This is a genomic window from Bacteroides sp. FSHCM14E1 (genome assembly GCF_019633785.1).
GTDB classification, from domain to species: Bacteria; Bacteroidota; Bacteroidia; order Bacteroidales; family Bacteroidaceae; genus Bacteroides; species Bacteroides hominis.
This window is the reverse complement of the sequence record NZ_JADKYL010000001.1, coordinates 613070-631223: the sequence shown is the minus strand read 5'-3', so window position 1 is coordinate 631223 and position 18154 is coordinate 613070. Positions and strand designations below refer to the sequence as shown.

At 49.9% G+C, this 18154-nt stretch carries 14 protein-coding genes; 7 read left to right on the top strand and 7 right to left on the bottom strand.

Translation table 11 applies throughout. The features are described 5' to 3' along the window. Nucleotides 1-101 precede the first annotated feature (101 nt). The 7 genes from ISX59_RS02680 (at nt 102) to ISX59_RS02650 (ending at nt 9934) form a co-directional block, all read left to right on the top strand. Complete coding sequence (locus ISX59_RS02680; RefSeq protein ID WP_005806380.1) at nt 102-1154, top strand: FimB/Mfa2 family fimbrial subunit; 1053 nt, start codon at nt 102-104, stop codon at nt 1152-1154. Further along, entirely contained in the window at nt 1141-2694 is a 1554-nt protein-coding gene (locus tag ISX59_RS02675; RefSeq protein WP_220575658.1) for an Mfa1 family fimbria major subunit, read from the top strand. The genes ISX59_RS02680 and ISX59_RS02675 overlap by 14 nt, the downstream gene beginning before the upstream one ends. A 137-nt stretch (nt 2695-2831) precedes the next feature. After that, nucleotides 2832-3857, top strand: a complete 1026-nt coding sequence (locus tag ISX59_RS02670) for a hypothetical protein (protein ID WP_220575642.1) — start codon at nt 2832-2834, stop codon at nt 3855-3857. Between the two features lie 111 nt (nt 3858-3968). Further along, entirely contained in the window at nt 3969-6083 is a 2115-nt protein-coding gene (locus tag ISX59_RS02665; protein ID WP_220575641.1) for a fimbrillin family protein, read from the top strand. Between the two features lie 14 nt (nt 6084-6097). Further along, nucleotides 6098-7147: a BF2992 family fimbrillin-A clan protein gene (locus ISX59_RS02660; protein ID WP_032531028.1), complete on the top strand. Its 1050-nt coding sequence runs from the start codon at nt 6098-6100 to the stop codon at nt 7145-7147. 117 nt (nt 7148-7264) lie between these two features. Further along, nucleotides 7265-8164 (top strand): DUF4906 domain-containing protein, encoded by a 900-nt coding sequence (locus tag ISX59_RS02655; RefSeq protein WP_220575657.1) that lies wholly within the window; start codon nt 7265-7267, stop codon nt 8162-8164. 210 nt (nt 8165-8374) lie between these two features. Further along, nucleotides 8375-9934 carry an ATP-binding protein gene (locus ISX59_RS02650; protein WP_220575640.1) on the top strand — a complete coding sequence of 520 codons (1560 nt, stop codon included), beginning with the start codon at nt 8375-8377 and terminating at the stop codon, nt 9932-9934. A gap of 134 nt (nt 9935-10068) precedes the next feature. On the opposite strand, the gene cbiD is transcribed toward ISX59_RS02650, so the two are convergent. The 7 genes from cbiD to ISX59_RS02615 all read right to left on the bottom strand — a co-directional run bounded on the left by cbiD (nt 10069) and on the right by ISX59_RS02615 (nt 18153). Then, nucleotides 10069-11970 (bottom strand): cobalt-precorrin-5B (C(1))-methyltransferase CbiD, encoded by a 1902-nt coding sequence (gene cbiD, locus ISX59_RS02645; protein ID WP_220575639.1) that lies wholly within the window; start codon nt 11968-11970, stop codon nt 10069-10071. A gap of 1 nt (nt 11971) precedes the next feature. Continuing rightward, on the bottom strand, nt 11972-13771 hold the full coding sequence (gene cobM / locus ISX59_RS02640) for a precorrin-4 C(11)-methyltransferase (protein WP_220575638.1): 1800 nt from the start codon (nt 13769-13771) through the stop codon (nt 11972-11974). Beyond that, nucleotides 13768-15030, bottom strand: a complete 1263-nt coding sequence (gene cbiE, locus ISX59_RS02635) for a precorrin-6y C5,15-methyltransferase (decarboxylating) subunit CbiE (protein WP_220575637.1) — start codon at nt 15028-15030, stop codon at nt 13768-13770. The genes cobM and cbiE overlap by 4 nt, the downstream gene beginning before the upstream one ends. A gap of 32 nt (nt 15031-15062) precedes the next feature. After that, nucleotides 15063-16472 (bottom strand): precorrin-3B C(17)-methyltransferase, encoded by a 1410-nt coding sequence (cobJ, locus tag ISX59_RS02630; RefSeq protein WP_220575636.1) that lies wholly within the window; start codon nt 16470-16472, stop codon nt 15063-15065. 197 nt (nt 16473-16669) lie between these two features. Next, complete coding sequence (locus tag ISX59_RS02625) at nt 16670-16993, bottom strand: DUF2149 domain-containing protein (protein WP_122142161.1); 324 nt, start codon at nt 16991-16993, stop codon at nt 16670-16672. Continuing rightward, nucleotides 16962-17576 carry a MotA/TolQ/ExbB proton channel family protein gene (locus ISX59_RS02620; RefSeq protein ID WP_220575635.1) on the bottom strand — a complete coding sequence of 205 codons (615 nt, stop codon included), beginning with the start codon at nt 17574-17576 and terminating at the stop codon, nt 16962-16964. Before ISX59_RS02620 ends, ISX59_RS02625 begins: the two co-directional genes overlap by 32 nt. Before the next feature lie 16 nt (nt 17577-17592). Further along, nucleotides 17593-18153: a hypothetical protein gene (locus ISX59_RS02615; RefSeq protein WP_220575634.1), complete on the bottom strand. Its 561-nt coding sequence runs from the start codon at nt 18151-18153 to the stop codon at nt 17593-17595. Between the last annotated feature and the right edge of the window lies 1 nt (nt 18154).

Sequence of the window (18154 nt, the reverse complement as noted above, 5' to 3'; positions counted from 1 at the left end):
ATATTTTTCTCTTCAATACCCTATAAACAAGAGCTTAAAACTCTGTGTCCTCTGTGTCCTCTGTGGTGAACCCCCTGTTCAATCATAAAATTTTCCCAACCATGTCCGATAACTTTCAGACCTCCTGTTTCTCCCATTCCGGCAGTCGGCTTCTGCCGTTCTTATGGTTTTGCCTGTTGGCGGGCTTATCCGCCTGCTCGTGGACCAAGGACGATCGCGGCGACTGTCCCAGTGGTTTTCGTATTCGTCTTCAGCCTGCATTGCATGCACAGATACAGCCCGGTAGCGGGATAGGCATCATCACCGACGAGATTGACACATTGTCCCTCTACGTGTTCGACGCACAGGGACAGTTTGTCTGCCTGCACACTGAAAACAGGCAATCGCTGACTGAAAACGGATCTATCATTACCCTGCCACTGGAGTATAAAGACGGAGATGTTTACGAACTGGTGTTCTGGGCGGGAGGGGACAACCGGCATTACCGGATACCGCAGCTCACACCGGGCAGTTCGACCCGTGACGAGTTGGTACTCTGGCTGGAACGTGACGGGGACGGACGTCAGGATGACGAACTGGGACACCTGTGGTATGGGCATGTTCGGCTGAGCCGGATACAGCCTTCGGAACTGACATCGGTCAGTGTGCCGATGCTGAAGGACAGCAACCGGTTCATCATCACCCTGCACGACACTTCGGGCGAGGGGCTGGATGCCGATGATTATGACTTTACCCTATTGGCGGATAACGGTCACCTGAATGCCGACAACGAGATAATAACGGGCAACCGGGTGACTTATGCCGCCTACCATACGGAGTCCGCGTCCGAAACGGAACCGGCGGCCACCCGTACGGGAGAAGTCAGCCTGGCACGTGCCCGCTTGAATACATTGCGCCTACTGGCAGGGCAGGAGGCCCGTCTGGTGGTGACGGACCGCACCTCGGGACAGAAAGTAGTGGACGTCGACCTGACGCATTATCTGCTGATGACGCGTCCCCTGTTTGAAGAGAGCAGCGGTGTGGAGCTCAGCGACCAGGATTACCTTGATTACGAAGATCAGTTCAACGTGATTTTCTACCTTACCCCGATGGGAAGGCTGGAGGCGCTGAACATTAACGGATGGATTATCAGACTGAATGATGCACAACTGTAAAGGCAGCATATTTACCTTGTTTTTTCGGTTTCTGCTCTGCCTGCTGGCATGTGGATGCTCCGACGATACCGATATGCCGGGCACTCCGGCAGGGACGGACCGGGTGACGGCGTGTGTCCGTTTCTCGGTGCGGGTGGCGGGAGCAAGTACCCGGGCGGCCGTATCGGCGGGCGAAGCGGTTGAGGAGAAGATCTCTTCTGTCGCCGTTTTTCTGGTATCGGTCGACGGGAGCGGAAACGAAGATTGGAATGATGTGCAGTACGAAGTGGTTTACGGCGCGACAAGTGGTGCGACGGACGTGTATCAGGCCCGCATACCGACTGCTCCCGGACGGAAGAAGGTCTATGTGGGTGCCAATCTGTTGCCCGGCCAGGTGCATGCCATTTGCGGGCAGGCGGGAGGCCTGGGATTGTATACCGCTGCCGGAGACGGATATGACGAAGTGATCGGACAGTTTGCCCGTCAGGCGGAGGGCATTGCCATGACCGGAAAAGCCGCCGATGCCGTAACGGTCAGTGCGGGTACCGATGTGAATATAGATCTTACGGCCTCGCCTGTCGCGCTCGAAAGGTTGGTGGCTAAAGTACTGCTGGTGTGCGATACCTATACGGACGACGGAGGGGCGTATGTACGGATGTCCGATTATGCGGCTCGTCCGGCGGATGATCCGGGCTGGATTCGTTTGTCGGAAGTGCGGTATGCCCTCAATACGGTGAACCGGAAGGTGTATCTGAATGCGCCTTCGGATGGGAAAGATCCTAATTATGAAGTAGACCCGTATGTGGTAAAAGATGGTGGCGGCAATTATGTGTCGGCACCCGATGTGCCTGAACAGCAATTCGCTTACCGTACCTTGGGCAGTGTCTGGGCAGAAGGTAGCGCTCCGGAAGCGTATGACGCCCCCCGGTACAATGCTACGGCCACTGTCCCCTCGACAAGCGGCGCTTATACCGGTGGACTGTATTGTCCGGAGAACACGACTGCCACTTCTACCGCCTCTCTTGAAGGCGGGCTGGATCTGACAGGAACGCTCAGTTCAACCCAAGCGGAGATTCCCCGCCTGGTGGCTACCCATCTGCTGGTAGCGGCGAAGTTTGTCCCCAAACAGATTATTACCGGGGCCGGAATCACGCAAACCCTGACATCTCCTGCCGATGCCGCTACTTACTTGCCCGCAACGACGACACCTGCCGAGGCGGAAACACATGCGGCAGGCACTTACTTTACCAACGGGAGTGACTATTACAGCTATGCGGGCATGAAGGCCGCCATCGGTGCGGGTACCCTGAAACGTACTGATTTTACCGCTTACGAAGGCGGGATCGGTTATTATTACACTTATATAGACGGCACAATTGCTACCGACGGCACAATCGCTTTCAGTACGGATTCCGGCATTTTGCGCAACCGTTATTATCTGCTGCGTATTACCCGGTTTAGTCTGCCTTCGGCCGCTTTGCCGCAACCGATGCGTGCCACGATGAAAGTAACGGACTGGGTGACGAGTTCGGGTAATACAATCATAGTCAGGCCGACGTAGAAAGGAAAATAAATATGATTCACCACAGAGCGACACGAAGTTTTAATCTCTTGTTTATAGGGTATTGAAGAGAAAAATATGTTCTCTGTGCCCTCTGTGTACTCTGTGGTGAAAGCTGAAAAAGAAAGCATACAACTATGAATAAAGAAGAAAAAAAGAGTAGATTCTGCCGGGCATGCCTGCTGCTTTGCCTGTGTCAGCTGTCTGCCTCGTGTGCATCCGGAGAAGGAGAGTACGAACAGGAGATACCCATGGAGGTAGCTCTCACCCGTACGGATGGGGTGGCAGGCAGCGAAAGCACTCCGTTACTGCTGTTCTGGAAAGAGACGGATTTCAGTGCGGGGACATTGGGCTCTCCTTATAAAATCTCCACTCCGGCAGGGGCGATCGGTGATTACGCCGATGCACCCTATAATACGGAAGCGGATTATCCGGCTGATAACTCCCGGGTGGTGGTGATGGGACTTTGCCCTTCGGTTATGACTACGGCAGACAATCACGGCACCTATTCGTTACCGTCTTCGGGAGCAGGGCTGACCGATGTGTTGGTTACTCCGAATGGAGTTACGGGCAGCAGGAAGCAACCTTTCGGACGGGCGTTGGAGTTCGCGCATGCCACTGTACGCATCGTGCTCAAGGCAAGGCGTACGGACAACACGGTCGGTAAGCTGTATGTCAAGAACCTCAAGTTGACAGTACCCTCACGGTTAGTGTGCGGAGGGGTGAAATGGGATACGGGGGTGAAACACTATGTAGGGGCTCCGGCTTCCGCCGATTTGGTTATCGATCATCCCGGCCAGATATTGAGTACGGAGGATACGCAGATTGCGGTATTCTATCTGATACCCTGTGCGACGAACGACTTGCTGACCGATATTTCCTCTTTGGGTACACCGGGGCTTACGTTGACAGCGGATGTGGCCAAGGATGTAAATTTTACGACCGGAGCGCGAAAGGCAAGCTTTCCTGTTTTGGATGGCAATCTGAATTTCATGGATCAATCTGGAACCCCGGTAACTCAGTTGCAGGCCGGAGAGTCGTATGGAACCACTCTCAATTTTGATATCGACTCTTTTACGCTGGAAGGCGAAGAAAAAGAGTGGGGGGATGGAGGAAAAATGACCATTCCCGTGGTGGTTCCTGAACCGGTTCCAAGTACATAGATGAACGGTGAACAGGGAACGATGAACAGGGGAGGGGCTGTAAACTTAAATACTCTAACTCTGTGCCCTCTGTGTCCTCTGTGGTGAATCTAAATAAAAAGAGCTGAATATATGAAAACAATAATACGATTCTTTCTTTCAACCGTAGCCGTGACTGCTGCACTGGTTACCGGCTGCACTCCCGAAGAGGAACACATACCTGCGCAGGGTGGTGACAGCTTTACACTCTCCTCGAGTGAAGAGCAGGCCATCACCCGTGCGGGAGATGTGTCGGTGAATCATTTCACAGCCGGCACTAAATACCGGCTATACGGACTTATAGGGAGTTCGTGGAGCGGCAGACTCTCTACGATGAATGGGCAGGAGGGCACGGAGGTCGTGGATGCGGACGGCACACATCAGATAGAATATCTGAGTGCAGGTACTGACGAAGACCGTTTTGAAGGCCGAATCCTCGACTTTTATGCACTGACATACGGTAATACGACTCTGCCGGTATGCGGTTCCGAAGCAGATGGCGTACCTGTTTGCAACGTCACTTCCTCTGCCGGAGGAGCACTGCCCGACTTGCGCCGTGCTGTGCTGACAGGACAATCGGGTATCAACTCGGGAGTGATTACCTTACCCTTCAAGCATACTTTGTCTAAGTTGAAGTTTGAGGTGGTGAAGCAAAAGCCGGAAAGCGGTTCAACGGATACGGATGTATTGCAAGATATCCGGTTGCAGGGTATTTCTGTCAGTGATTATAGCGAAGGAGCGCTCTTGCTTTCGACCGGAGAATACAGCCATACGGGAGGGAAAAGTGACCGTGCGGTTCTGGGCAGCGGATTCTCTCAAGCTGTGACGGAAAGTGTGCAGTCTGTAACTATAGACGGGCAATCGGGCAGTGCGGCTGCCGAATGCCTGATATTCCCGACTCTAACCACGGCTACGGAGGGACTTAAAATAAATGTAGCTACGACGGGAACGAACAGTGGAGATCGAACGGATACGTATGAAATTCGTGTTCCGGTTATGGGAGATGACGGGATCGTTCAGAAAGATGAAAGTGGTCAAACCGTGACGGAGCCTTTCCGCTTCCTGCCCAATTACGAGTATACACTCACCATTACGATCACTAACAGTGATGTACAGATTATTACAATTATTCCCCGCCGGTACGATTGGATCGAACATGATGATGATTCGCAATATCTGGGGCAACCCCTGACTTTTAACGGCTTGATGTGGATGGACCGGAATCTCGGAGCTACCAGTGCGGATATGACAACCGCCGAGGGATGGGAAGGAGCCAGAGGATATGTGTATCAGATGGGAAGAAGTATTCCATATTATCTGCCTAAAACAGTAAACTATAAAGGAAGTGACGGAGTGACGCGTCAAAGACCTAAAAGTATGGTTGATAGAGACGGGGGTGCAAGACCTTACCCACAGATAGTGGGACATGAGAGCGATGCTCCTATCGGGCGGCCTACGGCGGTGGAGACCTTAGCGCTTAATCCGGGAGATGTCGGTAAGACATTTAGTTACGTTAGGGTCGGCGGTGATTGGGATTATACTGCCGCTACCAGTTCTACTTATTGGAAGAACACAAAGAATGACCCTTGTCCGACGGGCTGGCGCGTGCCTACTAAGGCGGATTTTGATGGAATTATGCCTACGGCAGAGAGATATGGCGACTTGACATTTGCAAACCATAGCGGGACGTCCTGGAGGGAAGTTGCTTCGAATGACCCGGAGGCAGGTGCCCGAACAGTTTATGTATGCCAACGGGCAAGTGGTGCATCGTATGGAGTCATTTATGCAATTAAGTATCAGGGAACTCCACAAGCTTACCGCCTGATGTGGACAGTGGGGATGGTTGGAGACGGGCAGTCTGTAACGGATTATGGAACACGCTATCGCGCCTATGTTACAATCTCGAGGTTTCCATGTGATAAAGATGCCGACCTGAATATAAGTACCTGTAATACGGATTATGACTGGAAGCATCCCAGTGATTTTATCAATCTGCCTGTTTCCGGTTATATTTATCCTGATCAAGCGGCACTGTATAATGCCGGTGCTGAGGTAGTGTATGCAACATCGACCCCTAACGGTGCTTATATGTATGCTGCTTCTTTTAAATATATAGGCAATACCAGCCGTCGTTACTTTGCGGTATACTCTACGAACAGGGCTGCCGGCGTTTCTATCCGTTGTGTGAGGGATGTCACTTCAAAATGAAATGGAGAGTAAGTATGAAAAGAATGATTGTCTTCAAAAGTTGGTTGTATGTAATCATGGTTCTGCTCTGTACGGCATGTGTCCCTGCCTCTCCCGAAGAGGAGAATACGGAGGAACTGGTACAGGTGAATCCCATTGCCGGCGGATATTACGCTTCTATGCTTCCTTCGGTCCGTACCCGTGCAACGGCACAGGATAGTGAAACATTGCAGGATAAACCGATTTATCTGCTGGAAGACGGGAGTACGATACGACTGGTGGTATATGATAATACCAAGAACTTAATGGAAGAGTATTCCAAAGCCTATCTGGTACGTAACGCCGGTACGTCAGGCAGCAGTTTGCTTTATCCCTGCGAAGTAGACGACGACGGGACGGTAATATCTTCAAGCAGTACTCCTCTTTATATGAAGGCGGGTACTTATTACTTCAGAATCCTGTCACCTGCCAAGGCCTTAAACTCAAAGGGTTTTGTCAATATCGGTAATGGAGAATATCTGCTTGCGACCGACGACCGGTATACGCAAACAGCCATGACGGCGGTGACCATTACGAAAATTGATGAAGGGGGTACATTGAACAATGTTCAGACCCTGTATCTGCCCCCCATCATCAACCAGACGGCACGGATGCAGTTTACTGTCAAAGCGGGTGAGGGCGTACACTCCTTGGAGATGCTTGCCGAAGGAATTGAAATCAGTGGCATACAGCAACCACTGGACAATACAACCAGTTTTGACTGGGTGAATGGAGAGGTGCTGCCCGTGAAAGTGGGCGACCAAAGTGCATCGGTACGTATCACACAGGCCACCCAAAATGCCGATAACAGCCTGATGGCACATACCGGCATATTGCCCACAGATGCACGTTCGCACTCTATCAGCGTGTTGCTGAATCTGAAAGTGAATGGTAACCCCACTCAGTATCAGATGTTACTGACCGGTTTGTATCTGACAGCAGGGCATTCGTATAACTATACCGCTACGGTGAAGATCAGTAACGGCGTGACTGTGCTGACCTGGCAAAACCGTTCGTGGACGGAAAATGTGGAAATGGATACATAAGAGCTCACCACAGATTACACAGATTAACACAGATTTATAATTTATCTCGTTGATATCTACGATTAAAAGTTCTGTGTTAATCTGTGTAATCTGTGGTGAAATGAACAAATTAGAGTAATACTTAATAATAGTCCCATGAAAAGATTCGGATATATCGTTTTTAGTGTTTGTCTGCTTACGTTGGGTGCCTGCATACCCCATGAACCGATGGATCAGGAAGAGGACGTGGTAAAAGTGTCGGTTGGGCTCACTGCCGCTTCTTTTACCAATGATGCGGTTACCCGTGCGGAGCAGCCGATGGCACCCGATTATGAAAACCTGATTGGTAATTTGTGGATTCTGCAGTTTGACCGTGAAGGTATCCTGATCGGCAGTGAACGGATAGTGCTGACCACACCGGTGCTCAATACAACGCTTGAAGGAGTCACACTGAGGACCGGGCGCAGTACCCTTTGCATAGTAGGCAATTTGACGGATGCGGAGACTCCTGCGTGGCCAGATAACCTGAATGGTTTCAAAAGTCTGGTGGTAGATATGGGCTGGATGAAAGAACGGAGTGCTGACCGGAATGTATGTCTTTTCGGCTATTATGAAGGAGAGATTACTACCGGAACCACCGCTGTGAATGTGGTATTGGGACGTCTGGTATGCAGGCTCAACATAGCTGTTTCGGCCAAGACGGCAGGAGTATTCAGCAACGTGAAAATTCAATTGAAGCGGGCGCAGACCAAAGGTTATCTATTCCCTTCGGATACGTATCTGGCACCGGAAAGCGGTGATTATACGGAAGAGGTGATCACTGCCGGAACATTGGGAACAACTTCTTCTTATCGTTATTATTATATGGCGGAGAATGTAACCACAGGAACAAACCGGAATGAACGCACGCAACTCCAAATAAAAGCAACGAAAGGGGGGACTGAGTATACAAAAAACATTGATCTGGGCAGGAGTGATATCAATGACTATTCTCTCCGCCGAAACAATAACTATACATTCAATATCATTTTAGAGTAATCATATATCTTAATCGTGTGGAAGCTATCTGCGACAGACGCTTCCCCTTGCTTGTTTTGTTTGTTGCAGGTCCATGCTTTCCCGGTGGGGAAAGGTGGACTTGCTCGGTTTATATAGATTCTTATATTCCTATAAAGTAATATTCCCATATTCCCATATTATATTAATCTATATTTGTATATTTGCATGAACCTTTAAAATAGAGGAAAAATGATCGACTTAGACCGTAAATTTCCGATAGGGATACAGACATTTGAGAAACTCCGTGAGGGAGGATATTTGTATGTAGATAAAACAGCACTATTGTGGAAAATAGCTTCCACCAGTATTCCGTATTTTCTGAGTCGTCCTCGTCGATTTGGTAAGAGTCTGTTGCTTTCTACTTTCGAAGCATATTTCAAAGGAAAGAAAGAACTGTTTGGAGGACTTGCCATAGAGAAGCTGGAGACGGAGTGGAAAGAGTATCCAGTGTTGCATCTGGATCTAAATGCCGAAAAATATGATTCGCTTCAGGCGTTACATGCGATATTGAGTAGCCAGTTGACGCAGTGGGAGTTAAAGTACGGACATGGGGTGGATGAAGAGACCTTATCACAACGTTTTATCGGTGTGATCCGTCGTGCATCCGAACTTACCGGTCGTGGAGTAGTCGTGCTGATTGACGAATATGACAAGCCTCTCTTGCAGGCATTGGACAATGGGGAATTGCTGGATGAATATCGTAATACTTTAAAAGCGTTTTATGGAGTATTGAAGAGCGCTGACCGCTATCTGCGTTTTGTTTTCCTGACCGGAGTAACAAAGTTCGCACAAGTCAGTGTATTTAGTGATTTAAACCAGCTGAACGATATCAGCCTTGATTTTGCGTACTCTACTGTATGTGGAATTACGCGAGAAGAGCTTACGACAACTTTTGTACCCGAACTTAAACAACTGGCAGAAGCAAATGATATGACTCCGGAAGAGGCTATTGAAATGATGGCCCGGAAGTATGACGGTTATCATTTTCATCCTAAAGGAGAAGGAGTATTCAATCCATTTAGTGTACTTAGTTCATTCAGTAGACTTGAATTTGGCAATTATTGGTTTCAGACGGGTACGCCCACTTTCCTGGTCAAACTTTTGCAGAAAAGTGATTACGATCTGCGTACATTGATAGATGGGGTGGAAGTAGCCGCTTCATCATTTATGGAATATCGGATCGAAGTTAATAATCCGATAGCATTGATTTATCAAAGCGGTTATCTGACGATTAAGGGATATGATAAAGAGTTTGAGCTTTACCGGTTAGTTTTCCCTAATGAGGAGGTTAAGTACGGTTTTCTGAATTTTCTTGTATCTTATTATACTCCTGTAGCTGAGGAAGAACAGAATTTTTATATCGGAAGATTTGTACAAGAGTTACGGAAAGGTGAAGTGGATGCTTTTCTTACACGCTTGCGAGCTTTTTTTGCCGATTTTCCTTATGAACTCAATGCCGCCACCGAACGTCATTATCAGGTTGTTTTTTATTTGGTTTTTAAATTGATGGGGCAGTTTACCCAAGTAGAAGTCAGAAGTGCCAAAGGGCGTGCGGATGCTGTGGTTAAAACAGCTGATTATATTTATGTCTTTGAATTTAAACTAAACGGAACGGCCGAGCGGGCTTTGCAACAAATAGATGATAAAGGATATCTGATTCCTTATCTGATGGATGGAAGAAAACTCGTGAAAGTTGGGGTGGAGTTCAGTGCCGAAAAAAGGAATTTGGATCGGTGGCTGGTAGAATAAGGGATGTTAAAAGTCTCTTTCACCACAGATTACACAGATTATTAATAATGACTTAATATTCACTCTGTGTTACTCTGTGTCCCTCTGTGGTGAGTTTCGGACTTATCTAAATAGTATGTGGGTTATTCTTTTCTTTAACGAATCACTTTCCCTTCTTCCGTTATCAGCAGAATAGTCAGTTCTCCGTTGGGCAACAGTGGGTCGCAATGGCGATGGCATTGTTCGATCAGTAATGAACAAAATGCCTGAAGTTCCGCTTCGGGCAGGAGTTCCCAAAGTTCCCGTGCCAACGTGATGCCTTCGATGGCTGTTACAGTGGCAGTGTTGCACCCGGACTGACGGGCTATCTCTTTCAGGAATTCTTTATTCATCGTTACTTTTTTACTATGCGTGTCGAGGTGTCCTTCTGCCAGCTTTACGGCTTTACCGATCATAACCCCCAACGTGAGTTGCAGGATGCCGAGTTCGGCAGCGATCCGGATGGTTTCACCAATGAAGTTACCATAATGGACGAAAGCCTGTGAGGGTAATTCAGGGTAGAGGCTGCGGATGTATTTTTCGCTCTTGGCACCCGAATTGATGACGATGCGGGGAGAACCTGTAGCCTGGGCTACCGACATTTCTTTACGAATGGAATTGACAAATGCTTCGGAAGAAAATGGCTTCACAATACCGCTGGTGCCGATAATGGAAATGCCACCTACAACACCGAGGCGGGGATTGAAGGTGCGAGCGGCAACCTCTTCGCCTCCGGGGACAGAGATGGTGACATGTATGGGGGCAGTGGGCACGGGGGTGTGTCTGTCAAGGATGTGCAGCAGATTTTCTGTAATCATTTGCCGGGGAGTGGTGTTGATGGCCGGTCCGCCTACTTCCAGTCCCAATCCGGGTAGGGTGACGGTACCGACACCCTGTCCGCCGTGGATTTGTATAACCTGTTGCCGCTCACCTCCGGTGTGCAGCTTTTTTTCAGAAATATCGATGGATACGGTAGCTACAATGGGTAGCCCGTTCGTGACATCGGGATCATCGCCTCCGTCTTTGATCACAGTGCAGGAGACTTCCATGCGCCGGTCAGTGAACGAGCCGGTAACGGAATGGACAGGGACGGCAATCTTTTCTCCGTTGGGGAGCAAAACGGAAACATCTTTTATTCTATTTCCGGGTATGGGCGACAGGAGTTTCCGCAGAGCTGCGCTGGCGGCTGCGGTTGCGCATGTCCCGGTGGTAAGTCCGCTGCGCAGGGGCAGGAAGTCGGGCAGAAAGTGCTCGATGGCACGGCGCATTCCATTCACTCCATTCACTGTCTGGTCATACGGGGGCAGAGAAGGGCGAAGAAGGATATAAAGACGGATTCCCTGTTCGGTAATGATGTTCACTTTCTCGGAGAATCCTCCGGACACGCCGCTTTCTTTCAGAAGAACGACTTCCGGAGAGAGTTGCCGGAGGAGTTCGGGCAGGTTCTCTTTGCCGGGAGTATAATAGACCAAGCGGTCTTCGGGAAAGCCTGCCTTCCGGACTATCTCGCGGGAGCTTTCGCGGTCGAGAATGCGGAAGTAACACTCACTTTCCTTTTTCTTCCAGAAGGGTTTTAGTTTGGGGATGGACTGGACCCCGGTCAGGGCAAGTACCCGATGTATACCTTCTTCGTTGAGTAACTCTGACAGTTCTTCATACTTTTCCCTCAGTTTGAGCGGATATTCATCGTACATCTCTTCATTAAACAGCTTGAACAGGTCATCATACATGCGTTCGTACCGAATGCAAGGGATGCCGAGCGCCTGTGAAACGGCGGTGACCGTTGCGTGCAGTTGTTCTGCAAAGGGATGGGCGGCATCCACCAGCAGGCGGATACCGTTCTCTCGGCAGAAGGCTTTCATAGTGGTCTGGGTCAGCGCACCTGTGAGCCGTATTCCGTGTTGCAGGCTGATTTCCTGTTCGTCTCCTTTGGTTGAATAGTAATAAGGTTTTCCGGCTTCTTCGGCAATGCCGACGACCTTCCTTCCTTCGGTTGTTCCTCCTAATATCAGTATCATTTTACTTACGGAATAGATGTTTGAATTGGTGTGAGTACAGGCGTGATAATCCTTCACGGTTGTCGATGGCGTCGCCTACGACAATCATGGTGGTCAGTGTCAGGTTGTTCTCCTTTACGATTTGTGCCAGATCCTTCAGCTCGCCACGATAGATGCGTTCGTCTTTCCACGTCAGATGATAACAAGCGGCAACGGGGGTAGTGGGAGGATAATGTTCAAGTAATTCCTGTTGAACCTGATCGATCACACCCGCACTGAGGAAGATGCACATGGTGCTTTGCGAACGTGCCAGCAGGCTGAGTTTCTCTTTCTCGGGCATGGGCGTGCGTCCTTCGCCTCGGGTGAGGATGATGGTTTGTACTTTTTCGGGGATGGTGAACTGTGATTGCAAGGCAGCGGCCGCGGCCTGGAATGACGAGATGCCCGGAGTGATGTGATAACGCATGCCGTATCGGTCGAAGAAGTTCATCTGTTCCTGGATAGCACCATAGATGCAGGGATCGCCCGTATGCAGGCGGACTACCAGCTGTCCGCGGTCGTAAAACTCTTTCATCAGGGCAAACTGTTCTTCAAGAGTCATGGACGCCGAACTGCGTATGGTGGCTCCGGCTTTGGCACATTCGGTCAGTTCGCGCGGGACGAGGCTGCCGGCATAGAGAATCAGGTCGGCTTCTTCAAGGAAACGGCGTCCGCGTACTGAAATCAGTTCGGGATCGCCGGGACCGGCTCCCACAATTTCGATGTGCCCTTGGCGTACGGCTGCGCTGTCCAGGGCGATGGCAACGGTAAAGTTCTCACATTTCTGCTTCGGCAGAATCAGCGGGCCGCCTCCGGCTGTCAGCAAGGCTGAGGCTTCGGATACGCTGGGCGTACCCATGTATTTATCGACTACCTCGCTTGGGGTAGGTACATCTACCTGGCTGAGTTGGCTGGCTGTGTACAAGTGCAGTTCATAAGCATCGGCAAGCAGTTTCAGTACTTCTTCATGCTTTTTCTCTTCAATGGAGGAGATGGTCCGAATGGCGGCAGGTATGATGTTTGCCTCCAGTAATGTGTTCATCAGGCGGGTGATGACGGCATTCTTCGGGCCGGCGTTGCGTGCCAGTCCCATACCCATGTGCAGCACTTTGGGTACATAGTAGAGTGCTTGCATGCCGGAAGTTTCATACAAATAAGGAGTGATGAGCAGCAACAGGCGGTATTTGCCGGTATCTATGTCCTTGAAGTTATAGAACACATCTACGTGTGACGGCAAGGTGTGTTCCAGTTGGGCAGTGCCTTCGTCACGAATATCGAGTAACAGGGCAGTCGGTGCACAGTCGACGAAAAGGGAGATCAGGTGGTTCATGTCGCTGTTTTCGCTGGGGATTGCCTGCCAGTCGTATTTCTTTCCGAGGGTGTCGAGTGCCCAGAGTCCGGTGCGGTCGCTACGGGTGGTGATGACAGGTTCGGCACCCAGAATGCCTGCCACATATTGGGTGAGTCCGTTGGCACCGCCGACGTGTCCGGAGAGTACGGAAATGACGTAGCGTCCCGTACTGTCTACGCATAGCACGGCGGGATCTGTCTTCTTATCTTCAATGCAGGGAGCGATGGCACGCACACAAATGCCCATCGCCCCGATAAAGATAAGTGCGTCGGAGTCGCGGAACAGTTGTGGAACTGCCTCCTGAAGGGCCGGGATATGCCGGCAGTCGGCATTTGCGATGGTAGAGAAAATTTCAGATTCAGGTAGTTCCTGCTTGAGGGTTTTCGCCATGGATATGCTGGCTTCTGATATTACGATAATAGCTGTTTTCATTGTTGTTCGGCTTTGAGTATTTCAATGGGGTTGTATTCATTGACGGCAATTCTTGTTCCGCTGAGGAGCCGGAGTCCGGCTTCTCTTATCCCTTCGATAAAGAGCGACTTGCTTTCTTCGGATACGGAGTTGAAGACAATGCATCCTCCCGGAAGGAGGTAATGGGAGATGCGTGCAATCATCTCCTTCAGATGTCCGCCATGCCCGCCGATAAAGACGGCATCGGGGTGGGAAATGGTGTCGAGGTCGGCTTCAAGGAAATCACCAATGAGGATGGTGATGCCCGGAGTGCCGAAACGCCGGCTGTTGACCTCCATCAGTCTTTGTCCTTCGGGACGGATCTCAAAGGAGGTAACGTGCAGGTGCGGGAATTGCAGTTTGGCTTCGATGGATACGGAGCCGGTACAGAAACCGACATCCCAGAAAGAGACGCGGCGATTCAGTTCCAGCGTACTGAGTGTAAGCAGACGGATGGGAGCTTTGGTGATCATCCTGGTGCGCCCGTCCAGCAGTTCGAACTCTTCATCGGGGATTCCGAGTGGAGGGAGATTTATACGCGCTCCGGGGTGGGAGAGTATATCTCCTCTCTGGTGCTGGGAAGTATAGGTGTCGGGGTACTGATGGACAATCAGGCAGTTGGGATATTCAAAGGTCAGTTCTGCCGCCTCTTGAAGTTCCAGCCGGCGGATACGTTCCCGTTCCGGGTTGCCCAGATGTTCGCCGACGTACATCGTATAATGAGTGTAGCCATAGTCCAACATACGTCGGGCTATAGCGGCAGGGGTGTGTTCCCTGTCGGTGAGAATGCCCATTTTCGGTGTGCGTTCTATCAGTGCCCGGTCAAATTCATGCCAGGGACGCCCTGTGAGGGATACGGTGCGCATGTCGTCATAAGGCATGACTAATCGGTGAGCCAGTGTTTGCAGGGAGTTGAAGGTAGGATAAAGTTGTATCCTCGCCTCGGGCAAACGCCGGCGGATGGTATTGGCGAATCCGAAAAAGAGCGGGTCGCCCGAAGCGAAGACAACAATGTGGTCGTAGGCCTCGTAACGGGCAAATACCGCGTCGAGAGGGACAGTGATATCGATCCATTCCGCCCCTTCGGGAAGGAAGGCGGAGATGATGTCATGGTGACGCAAGCCCCCTGAAAAGACCTTACCCTCGCGTATCAGTACCTGTATCGAGGGTGGGAGATAAGGAGCAGGGCTGTCGTCCAGACCGATGACAATGAATTGGGTGGGATGATGGTGATCTGTCATGTCTTTAAGTTTCTAATGGGTTTTCTCTCCTTTTAAACGTCTCTTCCTGGTCTTAATTGTTTGGCATCCGGATAACAGAGGATGGCGTTGACCAGTGTGGCTGCCAGGTTACTGCCTCCTTTACGGCCTTCTACAATCAGTTTGGGGATGTGAACGAAGGGTTTGGTCATGTGCTTGGACTCCTGTACGTGGACAAAACCTACGGGAGCGGCAACGATGCCGGACGGCTGCGCTTTTTCTTTGCGGATCAGGTCGCACAGTTCCATGAGTGCCGTGGGAGCATTGCCAAATACGAATAGAGCGTCCGGGTGTTCTTCTACGGCCAGGCGGATACCGGCTTGTGTGCGGGTGATGCCTTTAGAGGCAGCCATTTCTGCTACCCTTTCATCATTCAGGTAACATTTTACCTCGACACCCAGACGTTGCAAGGCACCTTTGCGAATGCCGGATGCAGCCATGGTCACATCTGTGACAATCGTTTTCAATTTTCCCTCACCGATGGCATGATAAAGTGAAGCCACTGCACCGGGGTCGGTGTAGAGTAGTTTTTCCATATCAAAGTCCGCCGTTGTGTGGATGGCATGGAGCAAAGCCCATTTATGGTCGAGCGGGATGTTTTTGTTTTTCAATTCTCCATCGATGGTACGGAAACTGCGTATCATAATATCCTGTCCGATGCCGGTTGCGTCTTCTTTTGTCTCACGATAATACCCGCGGGGAGTAATCATCGTTTCACCGAAAGAGTAGGTTTGCGAATTACCAATGATGATGACCGTGAACATGTCTACTTCTTCCGGATCGAATGCGGAAAGAGTCGTTACGTGTATTTCCTGTTCATCTCTGCCTGCCTGGCGGACATATCCCACCGGAGTCTCCGGCGAGCGCCCTTCCTGCAGAAACAATTCCCGGAGGCGGTATAGCTGCCAGTAGCGTCCTTCGCTTTTGGGGTTGTAGACGGCAGTTACAAAATCGGCTTGTGCGGCGGCGATGATACGGCGTTCGATGCGTTCCCACGGAGTCATCAGGTCGGAGAGGGAGATGACGCAGAAATCGTGTCCTACCGGAGCACCCAGCAGGGAGGCAGCTTTTTGGAAAGCACTGATTCCGGGCAAGGCGATGATTTCCACATCGCTCTGTCGTTCGCGTTTCATTTCATATATCAAGGGAGTCATGCCATAGATACCTGCATCGCCCGAACTGATGACGCAGACTGTTTTGCCTTGTTCGGCGTATTCGAAAGCTTGTTCGGCACGAACCCGTTCGCGCTTCATTCCGGTGTCGATACATTCGGCATCCGGACGGACAAAGTCACGGATAAAACGAAAATAATACTTGTATCCCACCACTACATCTGCTTCACTCACGGCAGCGAGCACCGCAGGGGTAATATCTTGTTCACTTCCCGGCCCGATGCCGGCTACGATTATCTTGGGTTGTTTCATAATTGCAATGGTTTTGAGTATTATTCACCACAGAGGACACAGAGGGCACAGAGTTTTAATCTCTTGTTTATATGGATGTTTAAGAGAAAGATATTCTCTGCGTCCTCTGTGTCCTCTGTGGTGAACCTGATTCATTTCCTATTCCTGATTTAGAAAAACTATGTAGCAAAGATACGGATTAATCCGTTTTTAGCCTTTTATTCGGGAACATAAATGATTTCTCCGTTATCCAGTTCGTAGGCTACACCTACTTTCCTGCCCCGCTTGCCGGACGATTCTTTTTGTTCGGAAGGAGTGTATCGTTTAATCTCTTTGCCTTCTTTGGTAATGATTTCCATGTTTTCCTTTCCGGGATTCTTTACCATGGTATAATCTTCCTTTGAGAAGATCTCGGTCATATTGAATCGGCTGACGAGTGCTACCATCAGTGCCACGGCAAATACCATTGCTACATCAAATAAGTTAGCTACCGTTCCCATCGGGTCGGTATCATTCTGGCTGTGCAGGAGTCTGTTTCGCATTATAAAGGGTTTTACTTATAAACTCGAGATCGTTCATTTCGTGGGCATACCAACGTTGACGGATTTGTAGGGTAATCACGCCAATGGCGGCTATTACCATGCCTACAACTGTGGTTGCAAAGGCTACCTGCATGTTGTAGGCCATCGAGGCAATGTCTCCTGTAGCCAGGCCGACAAGTGCAGGCCCCATGGGAATCAAGGTTCCCATTAATCCAAGCATCGGGCCTAATTTGACAAAGGTACGTGACCGGCCTAATTCCTGTTCTGCATCTACCTCAAAATTGGCAAGTAGACGTTCGCAATAGGCTGTATTCTCCCGGTGGGAGTATAGCTTGACGAGGCATTGTTGCAGAAGAGTGTTGTTATCTCCCACAAGAAGTCCTATCTTTTCTCCGGCGTTTTCGGGAGTTAACTCTTCCAATTGCCGGGCAAAGTTCTTCTGGGTATTTATTCTACGGTAGAATTCTCCAAAAAAGCCCCCTGCCAGCAGGATTGCTCTTGCAAAAAACAGCAATAGCAAAACTACCACCGGAACGAGTAATCCGTTGGATATCCAGAATAGTGCATTTGATATTGTTTCCATTAATTATATTTGTTATTTAGTTATTTCCTGTGACAATGATACTCAACAATACAACAAACAAACTGGTGATGAAGAGCATCTCAAGCCGGAGTCTTGTCTCTCCCAATATACTTTTCAGTAGTAAACTGATGATGGGTATCAGTATGAAAACCGATACTGAACATACGACAGTGATAAGCCTGAAACTGATTCCCGGAAAGGTAAAAAACAGTTGGGGCAACAGATAGGCGAGAACAACTGCCATAAGTAGACCGGGATATAGATTCAATATCCGGCTGACTGTCTCCCGGAAGAGAGTCGGGTGTGGTAAAACTTTAGCGAAACAGTTGAAGCAGAAGGCAATCATTACGGAGGACTCAAGTGTGATGTACACAGAAAAGGTCAGCATCCGGGAGCGGGAAGCAAACAGGGAGGCTATCTCCGTAGCTGATTGCTCCGTCGCCCACTCACCTATGGCAAGTAGGAAAACTGCACAGCCAATACCTGCCAGCCAGACTCCCCATCGTGGATAGAATCCTATCTTCAGGATGAAATTCAGGACAATGAAGCCCATCAGCAGATGAATGACAGATTCCATG